The sequence below is a fragment of the Streptomyces sp. SAI-127 genome (genome assembly GCF_029894425.1).
In the GTDB taxonomy this organism is placed as follows: Bacteria; Actinomycetota; Actinomycetes; order Streptomycetales; family Streptomycetaceae; genus Streptomyces.
In genome coordinates, this window is the sequence record NZ_JARXYJ010000001.1 from 9,641,774 (window position 1) to 9,663,144 (window position 21,371).

Annotated in this window: 23 protein-coding genes; 9 read left to right on the forward strand and 14 right to left on the reverse strand. The window is 70.7% G+C overall.

What is annotated here, in order from left to right; all coding sequences use genetic code 11:
- Positions 1–64 precede the first annotated feature (64 nt).
- Positions 65–1,060, forward strand: coding sequence for an L-glyceraldehyde 3-phosphate reductase (gene mgrA, locus M2157_RS44145; RefSeq protein ID WP_266520233.1), 996 nt, complete (start codon positions 65–67; stop codon positions 1,058–1,060).
- Between the two features lie 73 nt (positions 1,061–1,133).
- On the opposite strand, the gene M2157_RS44150 is transcribed toward mgrA, so the two are convergent.
- Together M2157_RS44150 and M2157_RS44155 are read right to left on the reverse strand one after the other, a co-directional pair.
- On the reverse strand, positions 1,134–1,418 hold the full coding sequence (locus M2157_RS44150) for a DUF1905 domain-containing protein (RefSeq protein WP_280855512.1): 285 nt from the start codon (positions 1,416–1,418) through the stop codon (positions 1,134–1,136).
- 71 nt (positions 1,419–1,489) lie between these two features.
- A complete protein-coding gene (locus M2157_RS44155) occupies positions 1,490–1,873 on the reverse strand; it encodes a nuclear transport factor 2 family protein (RefSeq protein WP_280868003.1) in 384 nt (127 codons plus the stop codon).
- A gap of 331 nt (positions 1,874–2,204) precedes the next feature.
- Between M2157_RS44155 and M2157_RS44160 the strand changes: the two genes are divergently transcribed.
- Genes M2157_RS44160 through M2157_RS44175 form a run of 4 tightly spaced genes read left to right on the forward strand, consistent with a single transcriptional unit; the run spans position 2,205 to position 6,518 of the window.
- Entirely contained in the window at positions 2,205–2,615 is a 411-nt protein-coding gene (locus tag M2157_RS44160; protein ID WP_280855509.1) for a hypothetical protein, read from the forward strand.
- A 46-nt stretch (positions 2,616–2,661) separates the two neighbouring features.
- Positions 2,662–4,995, forward strand: coding sequence for an FHA domain-containing protein (locus M2157_RS44165; RefSeq protein ID WP_280855508.1), 2,334 nt, complete (start codon positions 2,662–2,664; stop codon positions 4,993–4,995).
- 7 nt (positions 4,996–5,002) lie between these two features.
- Positions 5,003–5,551, forward strand: coding sequence for a hypothetical protein (locus M2157_RS44170; protein WP_266520222.1), 549 nt, complete (start codon positions 5,003–5,005; stop codon positions 5,549–5,551).
- Positions 5,541–6,518 carry a serine/threonine-protein kinase gene (locus tag M2157_RS44175; protein WP_280855506.1) on the forward strand — a complete coding sequence of 326 codons (978 nt, stop codon included), beginning with the start codon at positions 5,541–5,543 and terminating at the stop codon, positions 6,516–6,518. The genes M2157_RS44170 and M2157_RS44175 overlap by 11 nt, the downstream gene beginning before the upstream one ends.
- On the opposite strand, the gene M2157_RS44180 is transcribed toward M2157_RS44175, so the two are convergent.
- Complete coding sequence (locus tag M2157_RS44180; RefSeq protein ID WP_280868004.1) at positions 6,519–6,932, reverse strand: nuclear transport factor 2 family protein; 414 nt, start codon at positions 6,930–6,932, stop codon at positions 6,519–6,521.
- A 44-nt stretch (positions 6,933–6,976) separates the two neighbouring features.
- Positions 6,977–8,254 carry a streptophobe family protein gene (locus M2157_RS44185; protein ID WP_280855504.1) on the reverse strand — a complete coding sequence of 426 codons (1,278 nt, stop codon included), beginning with the start codon at positions 8,252–8,254 and terminating at the stop codon, positions 6,977–6,979.
- A gap of 173 nt (positions 8,255–8,427) precedes the next feature.
- Between M2157_RS44185 and M2157_RS44190 the strand changes: the two genes are divergently transcribed.
- Both M2157_RS44190 and M2157_RS44195 read left to right on the forward strand, forming a co-directional pair.
- The gene (locus tag M2157_RS44190) at positions 8,428–9,543 is read left to right on the forward strand and encodes a DUF6777 domain-containing protein (protein ID WP_280868005.1); all 1,116 of its coding nucleotides are present in this window, start codon (positions 8,428–8,430) and stop codon (positions 9,541–9,543) included.
- A 129-nt stretch (positions 9,544–9,672) separates the two neighbouring features.
- Positions 9,673–10,131: an ATP-binding protein gene (locus M2157_RS44195; RefSeq protein ID WP_280868006.1), complete on the forward strand. Its 459-nt coding sequence runs from the start codon at positions 9,673–9,675 to the stop codon at positions 10,129–10,131.
- Positions 10,132–10,197: 66 nt separating this feature from the next.
- Here M2157_RS44195 and M2157_RS44200 read toward each other — a convergent pair whose 3' ends face one another.
- Entirely contained in the window at positions 10,198–11,094 is an 897-nt protein-coding gene (locus tag M2157_RS44200) for an RNA polymerase sigma factor SigF (protein WP_057611434.1), read from the reverse strand.
- A 222-nt stretch (positions 11,095–11,316) separates the two neighbouring features.
- Positions 11,317–12,096 carry a class I SAM-dependent methyltransferase gene (locus tag M2157_RS44205; RefSeq protein ID WP_280868358.1) on the reverse strand — a complete coding sequence of 260 codons (780 nt, stop codon included), beginning with the start codon at positions 12,094–12,096 and terminating at the stop codon, positions 11,317–11,319.
- 88 nt (positions 12,097–12,184) lie between these two features.
- On the opposite strand from M2157_RS44205, the gene M2157_RS44210 reads away from it, so the two are divergent.
- The gene (locus M2157_RS44210) at positions 12,185–12,613 is read left to right on the forward strand and encodes a helix-turn-helix transcriptional regulator (RefSeq protein WP_280855501.1); all 429 of its coding nucleotides are present in this window, start codon (positions 12,185–12,187) and stop codon (positions 12,611–12,613) included.
- An 18-nt stretch (positions 12,614–12,631) separates the two neighbouring features.
- Here M2157_RS44210 and M2157_RS44215 read toward each other — a convergent pair whose 3' ends face one another.
- The 3 genes from M2157_RS44215 to M2157_RS44225 form a co-directional block, all read right to left on the reverse strand.
- A complete protein-coding gene (locus tag M2157_RS44215; protein WP_020117991.1) occupies positions 12,632–13,234 on the reverse strand; it encodes an ATP-dependent Clp protease proteolytic subunit in 603 nt (200 codons plus the stop codon).
- A 1-nt stretch (position 13,235) separates the two neighbouring features.
- Positions 13,236–13,859 (reverse strand): ATP-dependent Clp protease proteolytic subunit, encoded by a 624-nt coding sequence (locus M2157_RS44220; RefSeq protein ID WP_280868007.1) that lies wholly within the window; start codon positions 13,857–13,859, stop codon positions 13,236–13,238.
- Positions 13,860–13,980: 121 nt separating this feature from the next.
- Complete coding sequence (locus tag M2157_RS44225; protein ID WP_280855499.1) at positions 13,981–15,192, reverse strand: epoxide hydrolase family protein; 1,212 nt, start codon at positions 15,190–15,192, stop codon at positions 13,981–13,983.
- 124 nt (positions 15,193–15,316) lie between these two features.
- Here M2157_RS44225 and M2157_RS44230 point away from each other — a divergent pair, with 124 nt between their 5' ends.
- Complete coding sequence (locus tag M2157_RS44230) at positions 15,317–15,799, forward strand: VOC family protein (protein WP_280868359.1); 483 nt, start codon at positions 15,317–15,319, stop codon at positions 15,797–15,799.
- A 28-nt stretch (positions 15,800–15,827) separates the two neighbouring features.
- On the opposite strand, the gene M2157_RS44235 is transcribed toward M2157_RS44230, so the two are convergent.
- The 5 genes from M2157_RS44235 to M2157_RS44255 all read right to left on the reverse strand — a co-directional run bounded on the left by M2157_RS44235 (position 15,828) and on the right by M2157_RS44255 (position 21,368).
- On the reverse strand, positions 15,828–16,730 hold the full coding sequence (locus tag M2157_RS44235; RefSeq protein ID WP_280868008.1) for an SGNH/GDSL hydrolase family protein: 903 nt from the start codon (positions 16,728–16,730) through the stop codon (positions 15,828–15,830).
- 82 nt (positions 16,731–16,812) lie between these two features.
- Positions 16,813–18,474 (reverse strand): ATP-binding protein, encoded by a 1,662-nt coding sequence (locus M2157_RS44240; protein WP_280868010.1) that lies wholly within the window; start codon positions 18,472–18,474, stop codon positions 16,813–16,815.
- Positions 18,475–18,502: 28 nt separating this feature from the next.
- On the reverse strand, positions 18,503–19,177 hold the full coding sequence (locus M2157_RS44245; protein WP_280868011.1) for a response regulator transcription factor: 675 nt from the start codon (positions 19,175–19,177) through the stop codon (positions 18,503–18,505).
- Between the two features lie 224 nt (positions 19,178–19,401).
- Positions 19,402–20,280 (reverse strand): geranyl diphosphate 2-C-methyltransferase, encoded by an 879-nt coding sequence (locus tag M2157_RS44250; protein ID WP_280868012.1) that lies wholly within the window; start codon positions 20,278–20,280, stop codon positions 19,402–19,404.
- Between the two features lie 50 nt (positions 20,281–20,330).
- On the reverse strand, positions 20,331–21,368 hold the full coding sequence (locus M2157_RS44255; RefSeq protein ID WP_280868013.1) for a family 2 encapsulin nanocompartment cargo protein terpene cyclase: 1,038 nt from the start codon (positions 21,366–21,368) through the stop codon (positions 20,331–20,333).
- Between the last annotated feature and the right edge of the window lie 3 nt (positions 21,369–21,371).

Consider the following 21,371-nt stretch of genomic DNA (forward strand, 5'->3'; position numbering starts at 1 on the left):
GGTCGCGAAAGAGTGGACAGGTTCAAGACCCTGGTTCCACCGTGCCAACCCCTCTGGAGTCGCGTTGTACACCGCACACCCCGACCGCTACGCGGAGATGCCCTACCGGCGCACCGGACGCAGTGGCCTGAAGCTTCCCGCGATCTCGCTCGGCCTGTGGCACAACTTCGGCCCGGCGGACCGTACCGTCGAGACCCAGCGGGCCATCCTGCGCCGCGCCTTCGACCTCGGCGTCACCCACTTCGACCTCGCCAACAACTACGGCCCGCCGCCCGGCGCCGCCGAGTCCGCCTTCGGCGAGGCGCTCAAGGCAGACCTCGCGGCCTACCGCGACGAGCTGATCATCTCCACCAAGGCCGGATACCTGATGTGGCCCGGCCCGTACGGCGAGTGGGGTTCCCGCAAGTACCTGCTGTCCTCGCTGGACCAGAGCCTGACCCGGATGGGCCTGGACTACGTCGACATCTTCTACTCGCACCGGCCCGACCCGGAGACTCCCCTGGAGGAGACGATGGGCGCCCTGCACACCGCGGTCCAGCAGGGCAAGGCGCTCTACGTCGGAATCTCGAACTACTCGGCCGAGCAGACCCGCGAGGCCGCCCGCATCCTCGGTGAGCTGGGCACCCCGCTCCTCATCCACCAGCCGCGCTACTCGATGCTGGACCGCCGCCCCGAGGACGGCGGCCTGCTGGACGCGCTGGACGAGCTCCAGGTCGGCTCCATCGTCTTCTCCCCGCTGGAGCAGGGCCTGCTGACCGGCCGCTACCTGGACGGCATCCCCGAGGACTCGCGAGCCGCGAGCGACAGCCCCTTCCTGAACTCGGACGCGGTCACCGAGGACCTGGTGCAGCAGCTCCGCGAGCTCAACGACATCGCCAAGGGCCGTGGCCAGACCCTCGCCCAGCTGGCCCTGGCCTGGGTCCTGCGCGGCGGCCGCGTCACCTCGGCCCTCGTCGGCGCCAGCAGCCCGAAGCAGATCGAGGACAGCGTGGGCACGATCGCCAACCTGGACTTCGACGCGGAGGAACTGGCGAGGATCGAGGCGATCGTCAAGGCATGACCGGCGCGGCCGTCATGGCCGCGGGAGGCCGGCTTGCGTACAAGTACCTCGCGATCCCGTGGGGAAGGCCCGATCAGCCGGTCCGCTCCTCGATCCGCACGGTGACCGTGTCCCCGGCCTCCTTCCCGATGGCCTTCCGCACGTCGGCCTTCACGGGCAGCATGTGCGTGCCGTCCCCGAGCGCCATGAAGGAGCTCTGGAAGGGGTGTCCGTCGATCGTCCCGCGGACCTTCACCAGTCCGTGGGTGCCGAAGAACTCGACGGAGGCGGGCCAGTGGACACAGGTCCAGCTGCCTTTCTCCGGTTTCCTGCTGAGGACCGCGGTGAATTCCGCGTCCACTTTTCCGGTACTGGCCATGAGGTCCTCCCTCGCCGATGGCTTCTCTCCAAGAGACCACCGGCGAGGGGAGAACTCATCGCCGCCGTCGCTCACGCCCCGGCCGGAACGCGGTCGAGAAATCCGAGCACGGCCCTGATCCGGCCGTCACCGGCCAGCGTGATCACGTCGGATCCGGCGACGGGCGCCGAGCCGTCGACCTCACTCACGAGCTCCCAGGAGAACCGCGCGGTGTCGTGATGCCCTTCGACGGCGCCGGTGAGCCGGAAGGCGAAACCGGGGAACTGCTCATGGGCCGTCGCGATGACCCCGGCGATCTGCTCGTGGCCGACCACGTCGGCGAGGGGGTCGGTGTAGCCGCCGCCCACCGCCCAGGCGGCCGCCACGGCTTTCGTACGTGCCTTCGGCTCCCTGGCGTTCCAGGCTTCGAAGTAGCGGCTGACGGCGTTCTCGTAACGATCGGTGTTCGCGGACATGGGTGATCAGCCTCCGTCGAGGTCGTCTGTGCTGGTGGGACCTGGTACCGCAACCCTGCCCGCGACTCTCGGAACCGTCGATTACTTCCCGGGTAATGACGTTTGAGCGTGTACCCGTCAGATTTCGGCCAGAAGGGTGGGTGAATATGCCAGGAGACTGGCCAAAAAGATGTGGTGACAGTGTTTCAGTAGTGAACATACTCGACTGACAGGTCCTTCACATCGAGCGAAGAGCCCGTCACGTACAGCACTGAGGACCGCGTACCGCACATGAGCCGCACGAAAGCGAGGCCCTGCCGTCAGGTGAACGGAGCAAGCGGGGGAGTGGATCGTGCACGACGAATTCCTGTGCCATGTCACGGGGTACGGCATCTGCGACGGGCGGCGCATCGGCGTACCGCTCGGAACCTATCGCGCCCCCACCCTCGCCCTCGCCCTGTGGTGGTTACGTGACCGGGCCTCGTGGATCGCCGACCGATTAGACCCCCAGCCCGAGGCCGAGCACTTCCCGGCAGGCGCCCTCGCCCCCGTCGCCGGCACCGTGCTCGACGTACCCGCCGTCATGCGGGCCTGGTGTGCCGACCTGTACCAACAGGATCTGGTCGCCGACGAGTTGGCGGCCGGCCGACTGGTCAGGATCGCCGCCAGTGACGACACCACCGAATACGAACTGCTCGCCGAGTCCGTGGACGCGGTGAGAATGCACCGGATGGCCTCGGCGCTCTTCACGCCGGTCGCCTGATCCGCGCCACCGGGCGACAAAAGGTTCGAATCGGTAGAATTCTTGTATGGCGGAGCGGCCGGTTGCACCGACGGCGCCCGAGCTCGTCCTGGAGACCGACACCGGCTCCACGGTGATGAGCCCGGGCCACGACTACCACGTCGGGCGCGACCCGCTGAGCGACATCGTCATCGACGACGCCCGGGTCTCGTGGCACCACGCAGTGCTGCGGCCCGACGCCGACCACTGGACCCTCGAGGACGAGAACAGCACCAACGGCACCTACACCGACGGCCGCCGCGTCCGCGAGTGGGACGTCGGCCCCGGCAGTGTGATCCACTTCGGCAGCCCCGCCGACGGTCCCTGCGCGGTCCTGCTGGGCCGTCCCGCCCCCGAGCGCCCTTCCGCCGTCTCGATGCCGGGCCTGACGGGCACCTTCCGGCGGCCCACCGCCGTACGCCCGCTGCCCACCCGCACGGTCCGTATCGGCCGCGCCGACGACAACGACCTCGTCATCGACGACCTGGTCGTCTCCCGCCACCACGCCGAGCTGCGCGCCCTGCCCGACGACAGCTACGAGATCGCCGACCTCGGCAGCCACAACGGCACCTATCTCAACGGCCGGCCCGTCACCGGCGCCGCCCTCGGCCCCGGTGACATCGTCGGCATCGGCCACTCGGCGTTCTGCCTGGTCGGCGACACGCTCCAGGAGTACGTCGACACCGGCGAGGTCTCCCTCGACGTCCAGGACCTCACGGTCGCCGTCGACCACGGCCGCAAGACCCTGCTCGACCACGTGTCCTTCCCGGTGGGTGAGAAGTGCCTGCTCGCGGTCGTCGGCCCGAGCGGCGCCGGAAAGTCCACCCTCCTGAACGCCCTCACCGGACAGCGCCCCGCCGACCACGGCACCGTCCTCTACGACGGCCGCGACCTCTACCGCGACTACGCCGAGCTGCGCCAGCGCATCGGCCTGGTCCCGCAGGACGACATCCTGCACGCCCAGCTGACTGTCCGCAGCGCCCTGACGTACGCCGCCGAACTGCGCTTCCCGCAGGACACCGCGAAGTCCGAGCGCCGGGAGCGGGTCGACGAGGTCATCCGGGAACTCGGCCTGGAACAGCGAGCCGCCCAGCCCGTGCACAGCCTGTCCGGCGGCCAGCGCAAGCGGGTCAGCGTGGCCCTGGAGCTGCTGACCAAGCCCTCCCTGCTGTTCCTCGACGAACCGACCTCCGGCCTCGACCCCGGCATGGACCGCTCGGTGATGCACATGCTGCGCGGCCTCGCCGACGACGGCCGCACGGTCATCGTCGTCACCCACAGCGTCCTGAGCCTCGACGTCTGCGACCGCCTCCTCGTCCTCGCACCCGGCGGGAAGATCGCCTACTACGGCCCGCCCGAGGACGCTCTCGCCTACTTCGGCTTCGAGCAGTGGCCGGAGGCCTTCGAGGCCTTCGAACGGGACCAGGACCGGGACTGGTCCGGCGACTTCCGCACCTCGCCCTTCCAGCACCAGTACGTCACCGAGGCCACCGCGCAGCCCCGGATGCCCCGCTCCGAGCCGGTCATCATCGCGCCCCCGCCGAGGCCCCGCAGCCGCGGCGCCCAACTCGGCACCCTGATCCGCCGCTACTGCGCCGCTCTCGGCGCCGACCGCACCTTCCTCGTCATCATGATCGCCCTGCCGTTCGTCATGGGCGCCATGGCCCGGGCCCTCGCGGGCAGCCAACTCACCCGCGACACCGCGATGAACGCCCTGCTCATCCTGTGCGTCGGAGGCGTCCTCACCGGCGCCGCGAACGCCGTGCGCGAGCTGGTGAAGGAGCGGGTCATCTACCAGCGCGAACGAGCCGTCGGCCTCTCCAGATCGGCGTATCTGATGTCCAAGGTCGTCGTGCTGGGCACGATCACCGTCGTGCAGGCGGTGGTCCTGACCCTGGTCGCCCTCCTCGGGGTCGACCTCAACGCGCCCGGTGGCGAAGGCGTGTTGATGCCGCCCCTTGCCGAGATCACGATCGCTGTGGCCCTCCTGGCGTTCACGGCGATGATGCTCGGTCTGCTCGTGTCCGCGGTGGTGCGCAAGGAAGAGGTGACGATGCCGCTGCTCGTGCTGCTCGCCATCGTCCAGGTCGTCTTCTGCGGGGCCCTGCTGCAGCTCGACGGTGTGCCCGGCCTGGAACAGCTGTCCTGGCTGGTGCCCTCGCGCTGGGCGCTCGGAGCGATGGCCGGCACGATCGGCCTGGCCCGGATCGTGCCGGGCGACCTCACCGGCGATCCGCTGTTCAAGCACTCGGTGGGCGTGTGGCTGCTGAACATCGGCATGCTCGTCGTCCTCTCCGTGCTCTTCGGATACGTCGTCTCCCGGCTGCTGCGCCGCCACGAACCCGCGGTCATGCGGAAGTAGGCCGCCGATGACGACCCCCGGCTTCCGGCCCACCCACGTCGTCCCCGGCCAGGGCATGCCCGCCTGGGAGGCCCCCGACCCGGCCCGGCCCACCGTCCCCTTCGACCCGCTCCTGCCCGTGCAACTCGTGGAGCGACGCGGTGACTGGGCCCACGTCCTGTGCGCCAACGGCTGGTCGGCCTGGGTCGACGGCCGCCACCTGGTCGCCGTACCGCAGGATCCACCCGCCCCCGACAGCCCGCTCACCCGAGCCGCCGACCCACGCCCCCTGCTGGCCCGCGCGGACGAGACCCTCGCGCGCTACCGGGCCGCGGTCGAGGAGCTGGCCGGCGGCGGCCTGGACGGGGAGGCGTTCCGCGGCCGCACGCGGGGACTGCGGATCGGGGTGGTCGTCGACGGAGAGCACATGTGGCTGTACGACGCCCAGCACGGACGCTGGGTGTACGCCGACGGGACCCGGCTGAACACCTACGCCACCGATGACGGGCCACAAGCGGACGGGCCTCAAGCGGGCGGACACGCCCCGACCCAGGTCGTGACGCGCGATGGCACGTGAGACCAGCCTCTTCTCCGGCAGCCCCTCCGAACTCGTCGGCAGACAGGTCGCGAGCTACCGCATCGAGCAGGAGATCGGCCGCGGTGGCATGGCCGTCGTCTACCGGGCCCGGGACCTGCGCCTGGACCGCACGGTGGCGCTGAAGCTGCTGGCCCCCGAACTCGCCCGCAACGACACCTTCCGCAACCGCTTCAGCCACGAGTCCCGGGTGGCCGCCGCGATCGACCACCCGCACATCGTCCCCGTCTTCGAGGCGGGCGAGACGGACGGCGTCCTGTACATCGCCATGCGGTACGTCGCCGGCAGCGACCTGCGTCATCTCCTGGACCGCCAGGGACCGTTGCCCCTTCCGACCGCCTTGCGGATCGCCGCGCAGGTCGCCTCCGCGCTCGACGCGGCCCACGAGCACGGGCTCGTCCACCGGGACGTGAAACCCGGCAACATCCTCGTCGCCCGCGGCACCGACAGCGACCACCCCGAGCACACCTACCTCACCGACTTCGGCCTCACGAAGAAGTCCCTGTCGCTGACCGGTTTCACGACGGTCGGCCAGTTCGTCGGCACCCTCGACTACGTGGCACCCGAGCAGATCTCGGGCCGCCCGGTCGACGGCCGCTGCGACGTCTACGGATTCGCCTGCGTGGTCTACGAGTCCCTCACGGGCCACCCGCCCTTCCGCCGCGACGACGACATGGCCCTGCTGTGGGCCCACCAGTACGACGCCCCGCCTGCCCTGTCCGAGTCCCGCCCCGGCCTCCCCGCACCGCTCGACGCGGTGTTCGCCAAGGCCCTCGCCAAGACGCCCGACGACCGCCACGACTCCTGCCTGGCCTTCGTCGCGGCCCTCCGCTCGGCGGCGATGGGCGCTCACCCGCCGACGGAGGTCGCCCTGCCGACCGTGAAACCGCAGGAAACCCGACCGAAGCCCCCACCCCGCTGGGCGGAGCCGGTGGTCCGGGGACGGTAGTCAGCCCTGGCCCAGCCCGTTCAAGGGCACCTTCCGCGCCAGCATTCTGCGGTGGCTGATCCGCCACTGCCCACCGACGCGGACCACGGTGTCCTCGTACGTGACCGAGCCGCACGAGCCGTCCGCCATGATGCCGAGGCCCTTGGAGCGGGCGTGGACCCGGTCGTCGGTGATCTCCTCGACGAACACGTTGGTGACGTGGTGCGCCACGGGGTTTCCGGCACCCAGGGCAAGGGCCGCCTCCTTGACCGCGACGAGCCCGGTGAGTTCGCCCTGGCCGAAGTCGGACAGGTCGTAGACGACATCCGCGGTGAAGACCTCGTACATCCGGTCCAGCGCCCCGGCGTCCACCAGGTGTCCGTGCAGCGCGATCAACTCGGTCACGGCAAGGCGGTCTTCGAGAGCCAACGTCATGCGGTACCCCTTCCTCGGCTGAGCGCACCCTGCCACGCCCCGCGTCACGCTTGAGCCGGTTTGATCTCTCCTTTGCGTCGCACGGGCCGTGCCATCAGCGCGCCGAGGAAACCGGTGACCAGGCCCCACAGGGCGCCGAGGCCGACCGCCGTCCAGAGCTCCGGCTCGAGGAACAGCTTTCCGCCCAGACCGCCCCCGAGGTCACCGATGCCGAGTACCGACAGCCCGTAGTGGGCGGAGATCCGGCCCATGAGGCAGATCATGAGAACCGTCAGGGCGAGGGCGACGGCCATATGCACGGCGTGCCGCCAGGCGCGGACCCGGGCGGGTGAGCGGGCCGCCATCAGGAACGCCACGGCCAGCAGCAGGACCGCGTCGACGACCACCAGCCACCAGACCCGGCCGTCGTGCTCGGCGAGGGTGCTCAGATCGAGCGTGGCGGTGTCCTTGGAGCGCAGCACCTCGTCCAGGACGTGCGGCATGGGCAGTCCGAAGGGCCCTTCCACCCGGCCGTTCCAGGTGGCGCCGAGACCGATGGTCAGGGTGAGCCAGACCAGGTTCGGCATGCCCAGCAGGATCACCGCGATCGTCTCGCGCGCAGGGCCGCGCGTCACGGCGACGACCAGGGCGATGAGGGTGCCGAGCACGACGTGGGCGAGCAGCAGGACGACCATGGCGTGGGCGGCGGGCCGTACCGACTCCTGGAACGGCAGCAGCCGACCGGGCAGCGGAGCCCGGGCCGACACCAGCAGGGCCAGCACCAGTACGCCGGCCATCCACAGCAGGCCGAACAGAAGGGTCTGCGGCACGTCCGTGGTGAAACCGACCTCGGGGGAGACACCGAAGAGATCCCCCAGGTCGCTGAGCGTGTCGTCGCCGAGGGAGAGTTCGAACGTCTGGCGGGCCGCATAGGCCAGGGCGAGGAGCGCAAGCAGCCACAGCAGGGCGATCCGGGCGGCCCATCCGGCGAGCTCCCGGCCGCCCGCGACCGCCCGGTGCCGCAGCGGACGCAGAAAGCCCGCACCGAGCACCAGCGCACCGGTCAGGGTGACGGAGAGGGGGATCACGGTGAGCCCGGCGTCGGTGTCGGCGAGCCCTCCCGCGCTTCCCGACAGCTTGATCGTGCCGCCGACGGCGGTGACGACGGTCGCCGCGACGACCCGCGGGAACGCGTGGTCGGGAAGGTCGGACGCACCCGCCGCCCACAGCCCCAGCGCCGCCACCACCCCCATGGCGCCCAGCGCGACCAGGACCGTGGCCACCGCCTGCGCCCAACCGTGACGAGCGACGACTGCCTGGTCAAAGGGGGGTTGCGGGATCACCCTGCCACGCTAAGCAGCCTCGGCACGGCGCGCCTGCCGGGAGGTCCGTCCGCGTCCGCTTGCGGGCGGCACAGGGCCGGAGCAAACAATGGGTAGGGCACGGAAAAATGCGGCTTAATCGGGACAAACGCGTCGAAGCCGCAGGTATCCCGAGTCGGGAAGAAGAAGAGCTCGTGAGCGTCGAACCTCCGTCGTCAGGCCGCCCCACGGGGCCGCCCTCCGGCCCGCTCTCGGGCCCCTCGCAGCCGCCTTCGGGCCCGCCGTCGCAGCCGCCGGGCAGCAGTGGCGGGGCATCCGCGCCCGAACCCCGCCGCCCCTGGTGGAGGTCGGTGCCCCGGGTCGCGATGATCGCCACCGCGGTGGTCGCGGCCGTGGTCCTCGCGGTCGTCTTCACCCGCTCGGACGGCGGCTCCACCTCGGCCGGCGGCGGCGAGGTCTTCCTCCAGGCCGCCGCCAAGACGGGCCCCGACCCCTTCACCGAGTCGACAGCGAAGGACAGCTCCGCCCCGCCCGTCTCCGCCTCCCCGACGGACACCTCCGAGCCCGCGAACGCCGTACGCGGCGTCGACGGCGGCGCCCCCGGCCTCTACGGCGGCACCCGCAACGTCTCCAGCTGCGACGTCGAGAAGCAGGTCAAGGCCCTCCAGGCGGATCCGTCGAAGAACAGGGCGTTCGCCTCGGTCGCCGGCGTTCAGCCGACCGAGGTGCCGGGCTACCTGCGCTCGCTGACACCCGTCCAGCTGCGCATGGACACCCGCGTCACCAACCACGGATACCGCGATGGCGCCGCAACCAGCTACCAGGCCGTCCTCCAGGCCGGCACCGCCGTCCTGATCGACTCCCACGGCGTGCCCCGCACCCGCTGCGCCTGCGGCAACCCGCTGACACCACCGGTCGCCCAGCAGACCACTCCGAAGCGCACCGGCGACACCTGGTCGTCGTACCACCCCTCGAACGTGGTCGTGGTCGCGCCCTCCACGACCGTCATCAACATCTTCGTGATCTACGACCCCGACCATCACGACTGGATCGCCCGCCACCGCGGCGACACCGGGGGCAAGGACCACAAGACCCACCCGCCGGCCAAGCCCTCCCCGTCGGTGAGCGCGTCCACGCTGCCCCCGCCGACCTCGACCGCCCCGTCCTCACCGGCCCCGGAGACACCCTCGACGAAGCCACCGTCGACGAAGCCGCCCACCAGCGAATCCTCGGGTGAAGAGACCGTCACCCCGGACTCCTCGGCACCGCAGCCGCCCCTCGCCTCCGACACCACGCCCGGGACCACATAGTCGGCGTCCGTGTCCAGCGATCCGGTGTCCTGGGTGGTGTGACGCGTCACCTGGACTGCGACGCGCGGCTCGGGGTACGAGCACTGGTGCAGCAGCGTCCGGCCAGTCCGGCTTCCGAGAGAGAAACGCATGATCGAGCACCTGGACGGGGCAGTGATACCGACTGGTTTCGACGTGCCCGTGGAACCCCTGAGGCAGGCGGCGCACTACACCGGGGAGCCGGGAAGCATCGCCGAGGCGCGGTCGTTCGCCGCGGACTTCGTGGGCAGGCTCAGAACCGAGTGGTGTGCCGCCATCGGTGACCGCACCGAGGAGGAGGTGCTCCTCGTGGTGAGCGAACTCGTCACCAACGCCGACCGGCACAGCAACGGGCCGTACATCCTCGAGCTGGAGGGCACCGACGCCGCGGTCGCCGTCACCGTCTACGACAGCAGCGCCACCCTGCCCCGCAGGTTCCCGCGGGATCCGGAGCGTGTGGGCCGGCACGGCCTGGAGATCGTGCACGTCCTGGCGCGCGAGGTCGCAGCGGAACGCGTACCGGTGGGCAAGCGGGTGAGGGCCGTACTGGGCTTCGGCGGCAACGAATGAGCCCGTCCCGTCGTGCGGCGGGTGCCGTCCCGGGACGGCACCCGCTTCTTTCGCTGTCCGTGTGCGTCAGGCGCAGCCCAGCTCGCCCAGCATGCCCTCGCGCAGCCGTGTGATGATCCGCTTGATCAGCCGGGACACATGCATCTGCGAGCAGCCGAGCCGCTCACCGATCTCCGACTGGGTGGCCTCCTCCACGAACCGCATGTGGATGATCTGCCGGTCGCGGTCGCTGAGCTCGGCCATCAGAGGGGCGAGGGACTGGAAGTCCTCGACGAGCCGCAGCCCGTCCTCCTCCACGCCGATGAAGTCGGCGAGCACCGCTTCGCCGCCCTCGGGGCCGTCGCCGGTCAGGGCCGCGTCCAGGGACGAGGAGTTGTAGCCGTTCGAGGCGATCTGTGCCTCGATCACCTCGTTCTCGGAGATGTTCATCAGGGTGGCGAGCTCGGCCACCGACGGGTCCCGGTCCAGACGGCTGGCGAGCTCCTCGCGCGCCTTGGCCAGCTCGACGCGCAGCTCCTGCAGGCGCCGGGGGACGTGCACCGCCCAGGTGGTGTCGCGGAAGAAGCGCTTGATCTCGCCGACGATGTAGGGCAGCGCGAACGACGTGAACTCGACCTCGCGGGACACCTCGAACCGGTCGATCGCCTTGATCAGGCCGATCATGCCGGTCTGGACGATGTCCTCCATGTCGTCCCCGCGGCCCCGGAACCTTCCGGCCGCGAAGCGCACGAGCGACATGTTCATCTCAATGAGGGTGTTGCGCGCGTACTGGTACTCGTGCGTCCCCTCCTCGAGCTCGGTCAGACGGTGGAAGAACTGACGGGACAGCTCCCGCGCGTCCCGCGGTGCGACGGCCCGCGGTTCCTCGACTCCCGGCAGCGGTGTCTCACCCGTCCTGGTCCCGCTGGCGTGCTCGGTGACCTGTGCCTCCGAACGGTTCACGGCGGTGACGACGGTATGCATTACCTCTCCCACGAAAGTCACGGCTCGACGTCTGCCTCTTCGGCCTGGGTTGTCTCGGGTCCTGCGGATGGTGCGCGGCCTGTCGTGTACCCGGAACGCGAGAACATATGCGTCCCCGGGCCACCGGCCGGCCAACCGCCCGCAGCTCCCTCACCTTGCGCGTACCCGAGGAGTGACGACGCATGCCCGGCGAGTGGCCCGGTGGCGCGAAATCGACGCTGCTCAGAGAGCGACCCGGGCCGTGACGATCAGTTCGTGGAGGTACCGCTTGGTGACACGGCCGCCGTGGCGCGTCTCGATCAGATCCCGGACACCGGCCAGCAGGCCCTCGCGGCGGGTGCTGTCGAGGGCCCGGTGGCCCGAGTAGGTCAGGAGCACGTCGATGTACTGGTCGGCGGAGTAGGTGATGTCCTGTTCGAAACGGGTCACCGTGACGTCACCGAAGCGCGGACAGCTCTCGAACTCCTCCGTGTCCGAGGAGATCTCCGAAGACGGCTGGAGCCGCAGCCCCGGCGGTGTGGCCGGATCCCAGCGTTCGTAGCACTCCTGGGCCCGGGCGAAGAAGTCGACGGTACCTCCCGCCACATGCGAGGTGACGATCACGGCGAGGTGCCCTCCTGGGCGCAGCGCGTCCGCGGACTTCTCCACGCGGACGGCCGGGTCGAGCCAGTGCCAGGCGGTGGCACAGGCGACCAGGTCGAAGGGCTCCTCCGGCAGGGGCCAGCCCTCGAAGTCCGCGTGGCGCACCTCGACACGGGGGAATCCGCCCAGTCGCCGCCGGGCCACCGCCGCCATCGCGTCGCCCAGTTCCACTGCGGTGATGTGGCAGCCGAACTCGGCCAGGGCGCGGGTGAGTTGGCCGGTCCCGGGAGCCGCTTCCAGGACCCGGCTCCGCGGGCCGAGGGCCGCCACCCGGGCCAACTCCGCGACCAGAGCGGGCGGATAGCCCGGCCGGGCCTTGTCGTACAGCTCCGCCGCCTCGTTGAACGTGTCGCGCAGCACCGGTTCCCGCACTTTCCCGTCGGACGATTCCACCCAGGGCAGAATGCCGGACCCTTCCCATGGCGGCCACGGAATTTAGGCTGATCCGGTGAGCAACGAAGCGCCGAACCAAGCCCGCGTGATTCCCCTGCGCCCGCAGTCCGTGCGCCCGGGGACCACCCGCCCCGTGTCCGAACGCCCCGCCACGGCACCGCCGGGGGATCCCGCCGCCAGGCAGACCAGGGAACCCCTGTGGCGTGACCTCGTCGGAGACGTCCTGCGCCGCGAGCGTCTCGCACAGGAGCGCACGCTCAAGGACGTGGCCGACGCGGCCCGGATCTCGATGCCCTACCTCTCCGAGGTGGAGCGCGGCCGCAAGGAGGCCTCCTCGGAGGTCCTCGCGGCCGCCGCCCACGCCCTGGGTCTCGGCCTCGGTGATCTGCTCTCCCTGGCCCAGGGGGAGCTCACCCGGCACTCGGCGCGCAGCCGCCGTGCGGTGCCGGGATCGCCGTACAACGGGATGTGCCTGGCGGCCTGAGACGGCGGGGCCGGTGCCTCAGACCGTCACGAGGCGCCGGCTCACCACCTCGTCGGCCAGCCCGTACTCCACGGCCTCCTCCGCGGTGAACACCTTGTCGCGGTCCATGTCCGCGCGCAGGGTCGCGATGTCGTGGTGGGTGTGGCGGGCCAGCACTTCCTCGACCTGGGACCGGATGCGGACCATCTCCTTGGCCTGCAGGGCGAGATCGGAGATCGCGCCGCGGCTGCCGCCGGACGCGGGCTGGCCGAGCAGCACGCGCGCGTGCTCCAGCACGAGCCGTCGCCCGGGATCCCCTCCCGCCAGTAGCACGGCCGCCGTGGAGGCCGCCTGGCCCACACAGAGGGTCGAGATCGGCGCCTGCACATAGGTCATCGTGTCGTAGATCGCCATCAGCGAAGTGAACGATCCACCAGGCGAGTTGATGTAGATCGAGATCTCGTTCTCCGGTGCCGCCGACTCCAGGTGCAGCAGCTGCGCGATCACGACGTTGGCGACGCCGTCGTCGATCTCGGTGCCGAGGAAGATGATCCGCTCGGAGAGCAGCCGGCTGAACACGTCGGAGGACCGCTCACCGTGCGCGGTGCGCTCGACGACGTACGGAATCGTGTAGTTCGCCATGTCACAGCCCCATCCGTCGCTTCGAGGCGGCCGGGCGGACGTCGGCGAGCGACTCCAGGACCCGGTCCACCATGCCGTACTCCCTGGCCTCCTCGGCCGTGAACCAGCGGTCCCGGTCGCCGTCGCGGGCGATGGTCTCCGGTGTCTGGCCCGTGTTCTCGGCGAGGAGCCGCTCCATGGTCTGTTTGCTGTGATCCAGGTTCTCTGCCTGGATCAAGATGTCGGCGGTGGTCCCCCCGATGCCCGCGGACCCCTGGTGCATCATGATCCGGGCATTGGGCAGGGCGTACCGCTTGCCGGGCGTGCCGCCGCAGAGCAGGAACTGGCCCATGCTCGCCGCGAAACCCATGGCGAGCGTCGACACGTCGTTGGGAATCAGCCGCATCGTGTCGTAGATGGCGAGGCCCGCGTACACGGAGCCGCCCGGGCTGTTGATGTACAGGCTGATGTCGGTGCGCGAGTCCTCCGCGGACAGGACCAGCAGCTGGGAGCAGATCCGGTTGGCGGAGACCTCGTCGACCTGGGTGCCCAGCAGCACGATGCGCTGGGCGAGGAGTTGAGCGGCCAGTTGGTCGTCGAAGCGGGTGGGAGGGGTGTCGCCCTCCTCGGCCCTGAGGGAAGTCATGGGCTGTCCTCGTGGTCGTAGGGATGCCGTCGGCTCCACTGTTGACCTCGGACGATGCCCCGAAGCGGTTTCTCTGCCGGTGGCAGATTCGCCACCGGCAGAGCGCGGGGCCGGAGGGCGCTCAGTCCTTCTCGCGCAGCTGCCGGAAGAACGCCCGCACGTCCTCGGCCAGCAGATCCGGCTCCTCCATCGCCGCGAAGTGGCCGCCGCGGTCGAACTCGGTCCAGCGCACGAGGTTCTCGGTGCGTTCCGCCTTGTGCCGCAGCGGGATCTGGATCTCCGCCGGGAAGACGGCGACGGCCGTCGGCGCGGTCGACGGTTCGGTGGGCCGGGCCGCCCTCCCGCCGGTGGCGTGCGCCCGCTCGTAGTAGATCCGGGCGGCCGAACCGGCGGTCCCGGTCAGCCAGTACAGCATCACGTTGGTCAGCAGCCGGTCCCGGTCCACGGCCTCCTCGGGCAGCTCCGCGGAGTCGGTCCACTCCTGGAACTTCTCGACGATCCAGGCGAGTTGGCCGACCGGCGAGTCGGTGAGCGCGTAGGCGAGGGTCTGCGGCCGGGTGGAGTGCAGAACGGCGTACCCGGTGCCCTCGCCCGACCAGGCGCTCCACCGGCGCCAGGACTCCCGCGCGCGCTCGCGCTGCTCCGGTGCGAGGGGGGCGAGTTCCTCCTCAGTCGGTTCGTGCGTCGCCTGCGCGCCCGGCAGCAGGTTGAGGTGGACGCCGATGACCCTCTCGGGGTGGGCGCGGCCCAGCTCCCGGGAGATCGCCGAGCCCCAGTCGCCGCCCTGCGCGCCGAACCGCTCGTAGCCGAGCCGAGTCATCAGCTCGGCCCACGCGTCGGCGATCCGGCCCGCCTCCCAGCCCGTGTCGGCGGGCGGCCCGGACAGCCCGAAACCCGGAATGCTCGGTACGACGACATGGAAGGCGTCGGCCGGGTCGCCACCGTGGGCCGCCGGATCGGTCAACGGGCCCACCACGTCCAGGAATTCGACGATCGAGCCCGGCCAGCCGTGCGTGATGACCAACGGGGTGGCGTCCGGCTCGGGGGAGCGGATGTGGGCGAAGTGCACGGTCGTCCCGTCGATGACGGTCGTGAACTGCGGCCACTCGTTCAGCCGGGCCTCGGCCGCGCGCCAGTCGTAGGAGTGCCGCCAGTGCTGCGCGAGCTCGCGCAGATAGCCGGCCGGCACGCCGTACGCCCAGCCGGTGGCCGAGAGGTCGTCGGGCCAGCGGGTGCGGTCGAGCCGGTCGTGAAGGTCGTCGAGTTCGCTCTGCGGAATGTCGAGGCGGAAAGGCCGGACGAGGTCCGAGTGCTCTGTGGGCGCAGACGTCATGCCCGGATGCTAGTTCGCACCGGTGTATCGGCCACCTGGATTAACCGACGGCCCGACCGATGAGTTCGGCGGCGAGGATCGGTCGACACACATGACGGACGTTCCCACCACCCAGGAGGTACGCATGTCCACCGACGGTTTCACCACGTGTCTCTGGTTCGACGGCCAGGCGGAGGAGGCCGCCCACTACTACGTCTCCGTCTTCAAGAACTCCAGCATCGGCGAGATCGCCCGCTATCCGGAGGGCGCGCCCCAGCCCGCGGGCAGCGTGCTGACCGTCGAGTTCACGGCCAACGGTCACCGGTTCCTCGCGCTCAACGGCGGCCCCGAGTTCAAGTTCACCGAGGCGGTCTCCTTCATGATCTTCTGCGAGAACCAGGAGGAGATCGACTACTACTGGACCAAACTCACCGAGGGCGGTGGCGAGCCCGGCCCCTGCGGCTGGCTGAAGGACAGGTACGGCCTGTCCTGGCAGGTGGTACCGGACCGGCTCCAGGCCATGGTCACCGACCCGGACCCGGCGAAGTCGGCCCGTGTGATGAAGGCGTTCATGGCCATGACCAAGTTCGACATCGCGGCCCTGGACAAGGCCTACGCGGGCGAGTGAGCGCTCCTCGAACGCTCTCGAACGGTCCTCAGGGCGAACCGATCACCCGCGTGATCTCCCGGGCGATCCGCAGGATGCCGGGGGAGCGGGCCGGACAGGGCCTGGGCGTGGACGTCGTGGGCGCCAGACAGAAGTGCAGATAGTCCTTGTCGAGGTGCAGGGCGGTGCGGTCGCGGCCCGGCTGGGTGCAGTAGTCGGCATGCTCGTGCTCGTAGGAGGTGCACGGCAGGTACTGCACCCAGGAGTACCGGGATCCGGCCGGTGCCACCGTCGCGCCCGCGTCGGCGACGAGGTCCCCGGAGGCAGCGGCCTGCTCCTCGTACAGTTCGTTCACACGCCGGACCCGGTCGGGGGTGATCGGGTCCGGGCCCTGTGCCACCCACACGATCCGGGGCCGCCGCTCACCGCCCGCCGCAGCGATCTGGTCGGTCAGCCGGCGAAGGTCGGCCCGGTACCTGCTGAAGTACTTCTGCGGCGAGGCGGCATGGCTGATCCCGTCCATGCACCACGTGTAGCCCCACGCGTTGCCCCAGAACTGCAGCACCACGAAGTCCGGGTGCAGCGCGCGGACCAGCGCGGCCGCCTTGTCCCGGTCGGGCACCAGCGACTTCTTCCCGGTGCCCTCCAGGTAGTCGCACGGCGTGGTCCCCGAGTACGGCGCGCTCGTGTACGTCGCCCGCAGCTCCCGGCGCAGCTCCTGCCCGAGGACCTGCTGGGCCTCCATGGCGAGCGAGTCGCCGAGATACAGCACACGCGGGGCGACCACGGCGGCAGCGGAGGGGCTCGGGGAGGACTGGGCGCGCTGATGCGTCGTGGCCGCACGGGAGATGTCCGGGGTCGGTGGCGCCGTCTCCGGCCCGTCCGACGGGTCACCGCAGGCACCGAGCAGCAGGACTGCGGTCAGTACCCCCACGATCCACGATCTCCGCATGCGCGACTCCCGCCCCGGTCGCCGAAAAACGGTTCCCCAGGCAAGCACAGCCGGGCCCGAGGGGGAAGACACGCGGCGCGGTTCAGTCGCCGTCCGGACGCTCCAGGATGTCCGTCAGCTCGCTCAGCGGCAGCGGTTTGGTCAGATGGGCGTCGAACCCGGCCTCCCGGGACAGCGCGCGGTCGGTGCCCCGGCTGAAGCCGGAGACCGCGATGAGCCGGAGCCGCTCGCCGTCCGGCCTCTCCCGCATCCGCCGGGCGACCATGTGGCCGTCGATGTCCGGCAGCCCCAGGTCGCACAGCACGACGTCGAACGCCTCCGTCTCGGTCGCGGCGAGCGCGGCGGTGCCGGTGTGCACGGTCGTGACGCGGTGGCCCTGCCGCTCCAGCAGCGTGTGATAGGTCGCGGCCAGGTCCTCGTTGTCCTCCACGATCAGGACGGTCAGCCGGCAGGGGGCGGACCGGGCGGCCGTGGACCGCGAGCGCGGCGGGGCCGTGGAGCCGGCCGTCGGCAGGACCACCGTGAACGTCGCTCCCTTGCCGGGCCCGTCGCTGTGTGCGCCGACCCGGCCGTCGTGCAGTTCCACGATCGTCCGCGCGACGGCGAGCCCCAGCCCCAGGCCCTCCGGGGTGTCGGGACCGGCGGGGGCAGCCCGCATGAACACGCCGAACAGTTCCTCGGCCTGACCGGGCTCGAAGCCGATGCCGTCGTCCCGCACGGACAGCCGTGCCTCACCGGCCGCGGCCGCGAGCTCCACCTCGGTGCGCCCGCCGGGGCGGGTGTACTTGAGCGCGTTCGACAGCAGGTTCGTCAGTACCTGCGCGAGCCGCAGCCGGTCGCCGTCCACGACGAGGGGCGCGGCAGGCAGCCGTACGTCGAGGGTGCGGCCGTCGTGCGCGAAGAGACGGCGGATGTCCGCGCACGCGCCCTCGACGACCGAGCGCACGTCCACCGGCTCCCGCACCAGCTCCAACCGCCCGGTCACCGCTCTGGTGCCGTCCAGCAGGTCGTTGCTCATCCGGGCCAGCGTGCCGAGCTGCCGCTCCAGGACGGCCAGCGCCGGATGCCCCTCCGACATGTCGAGGGCGAGCAGTTCGGTGGCCGCGGTCGCGGCGGCGAGGGGGTTGCGCAACTCGTGCGAGAGCGTGGCGATGAAGCGGTCCTTGGCCCGCTGCTCCTCCCTCAGCCTGTGCCCGGCCGCGTCCAGCTCGGCGTTGGCCCGGCTCAGCTGCTCGTTCACCTCACGGATCTCCCGCGCCCGCACGAACAGGTCGATCTCCATGCCCTCCGCGCGCATCTGCGCGTCGGCGACCGCCCGCTGCTGCTCTCGCCCCACCTGCCGCAGATGCACGAACTCCGTGACGTCCTCGACCCGGTGGATGATGTGCGTCACCCGCCCCTCGCCGTCCAGGACCGGGGCGTTGACCGGGCTCCAGTACCGCTCGGCGAAGACACCGTCCTCGCCCGTCGGGATGTCGTAGCGCTGCAGGGCCATGGTGTCCGTACGGCCGCTCGCCACGACCGTCTCCAGCGAGCGGCGCAGATTGGCCACGCCGTCGGCCGACGGGTCCTCGGGATTGTCGGGGAAGACGTCGAAGATCGGCCGCCCGACGATGCCGCGCCCGGTGCGCGTGGCCGTCCGGTAGGCGCGGTTGACCTCGACGATGACGAAGTCGGGGGTGAGGACGAGCAAGGGGGACAGGTTCGAGTCGAACAGGCGCCGGAAGTCCGGGGCGTCGGGCATGGGCGGACCTCCTGGCCGGGCCGGTGTCTCAGGGGTCGAGGCGGTAGCCGAAGCCGCGGACCGTGGTGATCCGCGGTGCGGGGGCGGGCAGTGCGGCGAGTTTGCCGCGCAGCCGGTACACATGCTCGATGACGGTCGCGGACTGCTGCCAGGACGAACCCCAGATCCGCTCCAGCAACTGCTCCGCCGAGAACACCCGGCCGGGCGCGGCGGCCAGCATCTCCAGCAGGGCGAACTCCTTGGGGCGCAGAGTCAGCACGACGCCGTCGACGGAGGCCCGCCGCGCCGCCGTGTCCACGAACAGGGAGCCGGCCTGGATCACCGTCGGCACGTCCGGCGGTCGGGAGCGGCGCAGCACCGCATGGATACGGGCCACCAGCTCGCGCTGGGAGAACGGCTTGACCAGGTAGTCGTCCGCGCCGATCTCCAGCCCCGCCACCCGGTCCGCCTCCGCGCCGCGTCCCGAGACCACGATGACCGGGAGCCGGCTCGTCGACCTGAGCGCCCGCAGCAGCTCGAGGCCGCTGCCGTCCGGGAGGCCCAGGTCCAGGATCGCCAGGTCCACGCGGCTCTCGTGGAGCACGGACTTTCCGGCGCGGGCGTCCATGGCCCAGGTGACGGTGAATCCGGCCCGCTCCAGATAGGAACGGCACATCAGTGCGAAGTCGGGCTCGTCCTCGATCAGGGCGAGGTGCGGGCGCATCCCACATCACCTGGCCCGCCCGGCACCCGCCCGTTGTGTCGCTGATGAGCGGGCGTTGATGCCCAGACCATGTGGCGAAGGTAGAACAGTAAGTGCCACGGTTCAAGGGGGGAGCCGCCCGGGGGAGTTCCGGCGCGGGCACGTGCGGTGCGGGGATCGCGAAACCGCCGTACGCGTCCGCGCCGGAGCGAATGCCCCGGCGCGGACGCGTACGGTCCTCAGGTTCACACGCGGTCGGCCGCGATGAGCAGGTACTGGAAACTGCCGTTCCGGTAGGCGGTCAGGAAGGTGTCCTCGATTCCCGTCACCAGGTGGTCGGCCTCCTTGCGCAGCTCCCAGTAGGGCAGGGCCGCCTCGGTGAGGTCCTCCACGTGCACCGGCACCAGCCGGTTGCGGGCCATGGCGCGGAAGTACGCCGAGCGGGGATGGATGTCGCAGATGTAGTGGGCGTTGATGAGCGAGACCTCGCGGGAGGCCTGCCCGTAGGTGTCGTTGTAGCAGCCGGTGATCACCACATAGCGTCCGCCGCGGCGCAGCAGCCGCGCGTGCTCGGCGAACAGCAGGTCCAGCTCGACGTACATGGTCGACTCGTTGTTCCAGGAGGCCGCGTAGGCCCCGGAGGGCAGCCCGGTGTCGAGCATGTTGCGGTGGTGGTAGCGCACCCGGTCGTCGATGCCCCGCTTACGGGCCTGGGCGTTGGCGAACTCCGCCTGCTTCTCGGAGATGGTGACGCCGTCGGCGTGGCAGCCGTGGAGCAGATGCGCCACGACACTGCCGCCGCCGCGCCCGCACCCCGCGTCGAAGACTCGGTCCTCGGGACGCAGCGGGCCGAGCCGGGCGGCGAGGAGTTCGGCCTGGGCGTGTTCGAGGCGGTGCAGTTCGGCGGTGATCCGCTCCCGCCGCCGTACCGGATCGGGTTCGTCGAGGACGGAGCGGTCGGCCTCTCCGACGCCGTAGTGGTGGTGGTAGAGGTCGTCGAGTTTTCCGAGTTCGAGGTTGACCGGGTTCTCCTCGGCGTTCCAGTAGTCCGCGACTCGGGTCTGGTACGTCGACTGGGTCGGCACGGAAAGGGTCCGGGTGCCGGCGTGGGGGGCGGTGGTCAACGGTGACTCCTCGTGCTGGTGCGTGTGACGTCCCGTCATGCGGTCGCGCTTCACCAGTAGTTGGGCAGGTGGTAGCGGTTGCTGTTGGTGGCGTGCCACTCGTGGTTGCCGGCCACCCAGTCGGACAGGCTCCGGGTGTAGCGCTCCACGAGCGGTGAGGTGGCGGAGAGCAGGGCCGACTCCTCTTCGAAGGCTTCCATGATCCGGTTGTGGATCTCGACGGCCTTCAGATAAGCGGCCTTGAGCCCGCACCGCTCGTTCGCGGCGATGACCTGGGGCAGGTTGAGATGGGTGGGGTCGGCCAGTTCCTTGGTGAAGGAGTACAGGTCGTTGACGAGGGTGGTGGCGTTGCCGGCGAGTGCGGTGAGGCGCTGGATCTCGGGGCGGGCGTACACCGCCTCGGGCAGTTCCCAGCCGTCGACCGCGTCGACGATCGACAGACAGGGACGGAAGTTGTTGAACTGCCGCATCACCAGGTACTCCCATACCCGGGGCATGTACCGGGTCTCGCCCCAGGCGGCCTCGCCCAGATAGCCGAGATGGAGCCGGGCGATGTCGTGCAGGAACCGGTCGGTCTGGCTGGGAGTGGCGATGACGGCGTAGTCCTTGAGGGCCCAGTGGTACGACCTGAGCGGCCCGTCGGCCTGCACTCCGCTCAGCCACTGCGCCTGGAGGTCGGGCGGGCCGTGGTACGGGTCGAGTGCCGCCTGGGCCAGGACCAGCCGTCCGCCGAGGCCGCTGCGCGAACCGCCCTTGTCCTCGTCCTCCTCGCAGTAGCAGTTGTCGACGATGTTCTCCGCGAGGAGCAGCTTCCCGGCCACGGTGAGGCGTTCCGAATCGGCCGCCTCCGGGTGCTGAAGCACCACGGCCCGGCCGAACTGGAACCCGGAGAAATCCCCCTTCCACGCCTCGGGGAACAGATCCAGGCGTCTGGCCCAGGCTTCCAGCCTGCGGTCGATCTCCGCGGCCTTCACCGGGTCGGCGGGGGCGACCTTCCGGTACCTCAGGCCGGGGATCGCCCCGCCGGGCCGGCCGGCGCGCAGGGTGCTCGCGATGTCGGGCGGCCCCGGCAGGGACTGGGTGTTCATCGC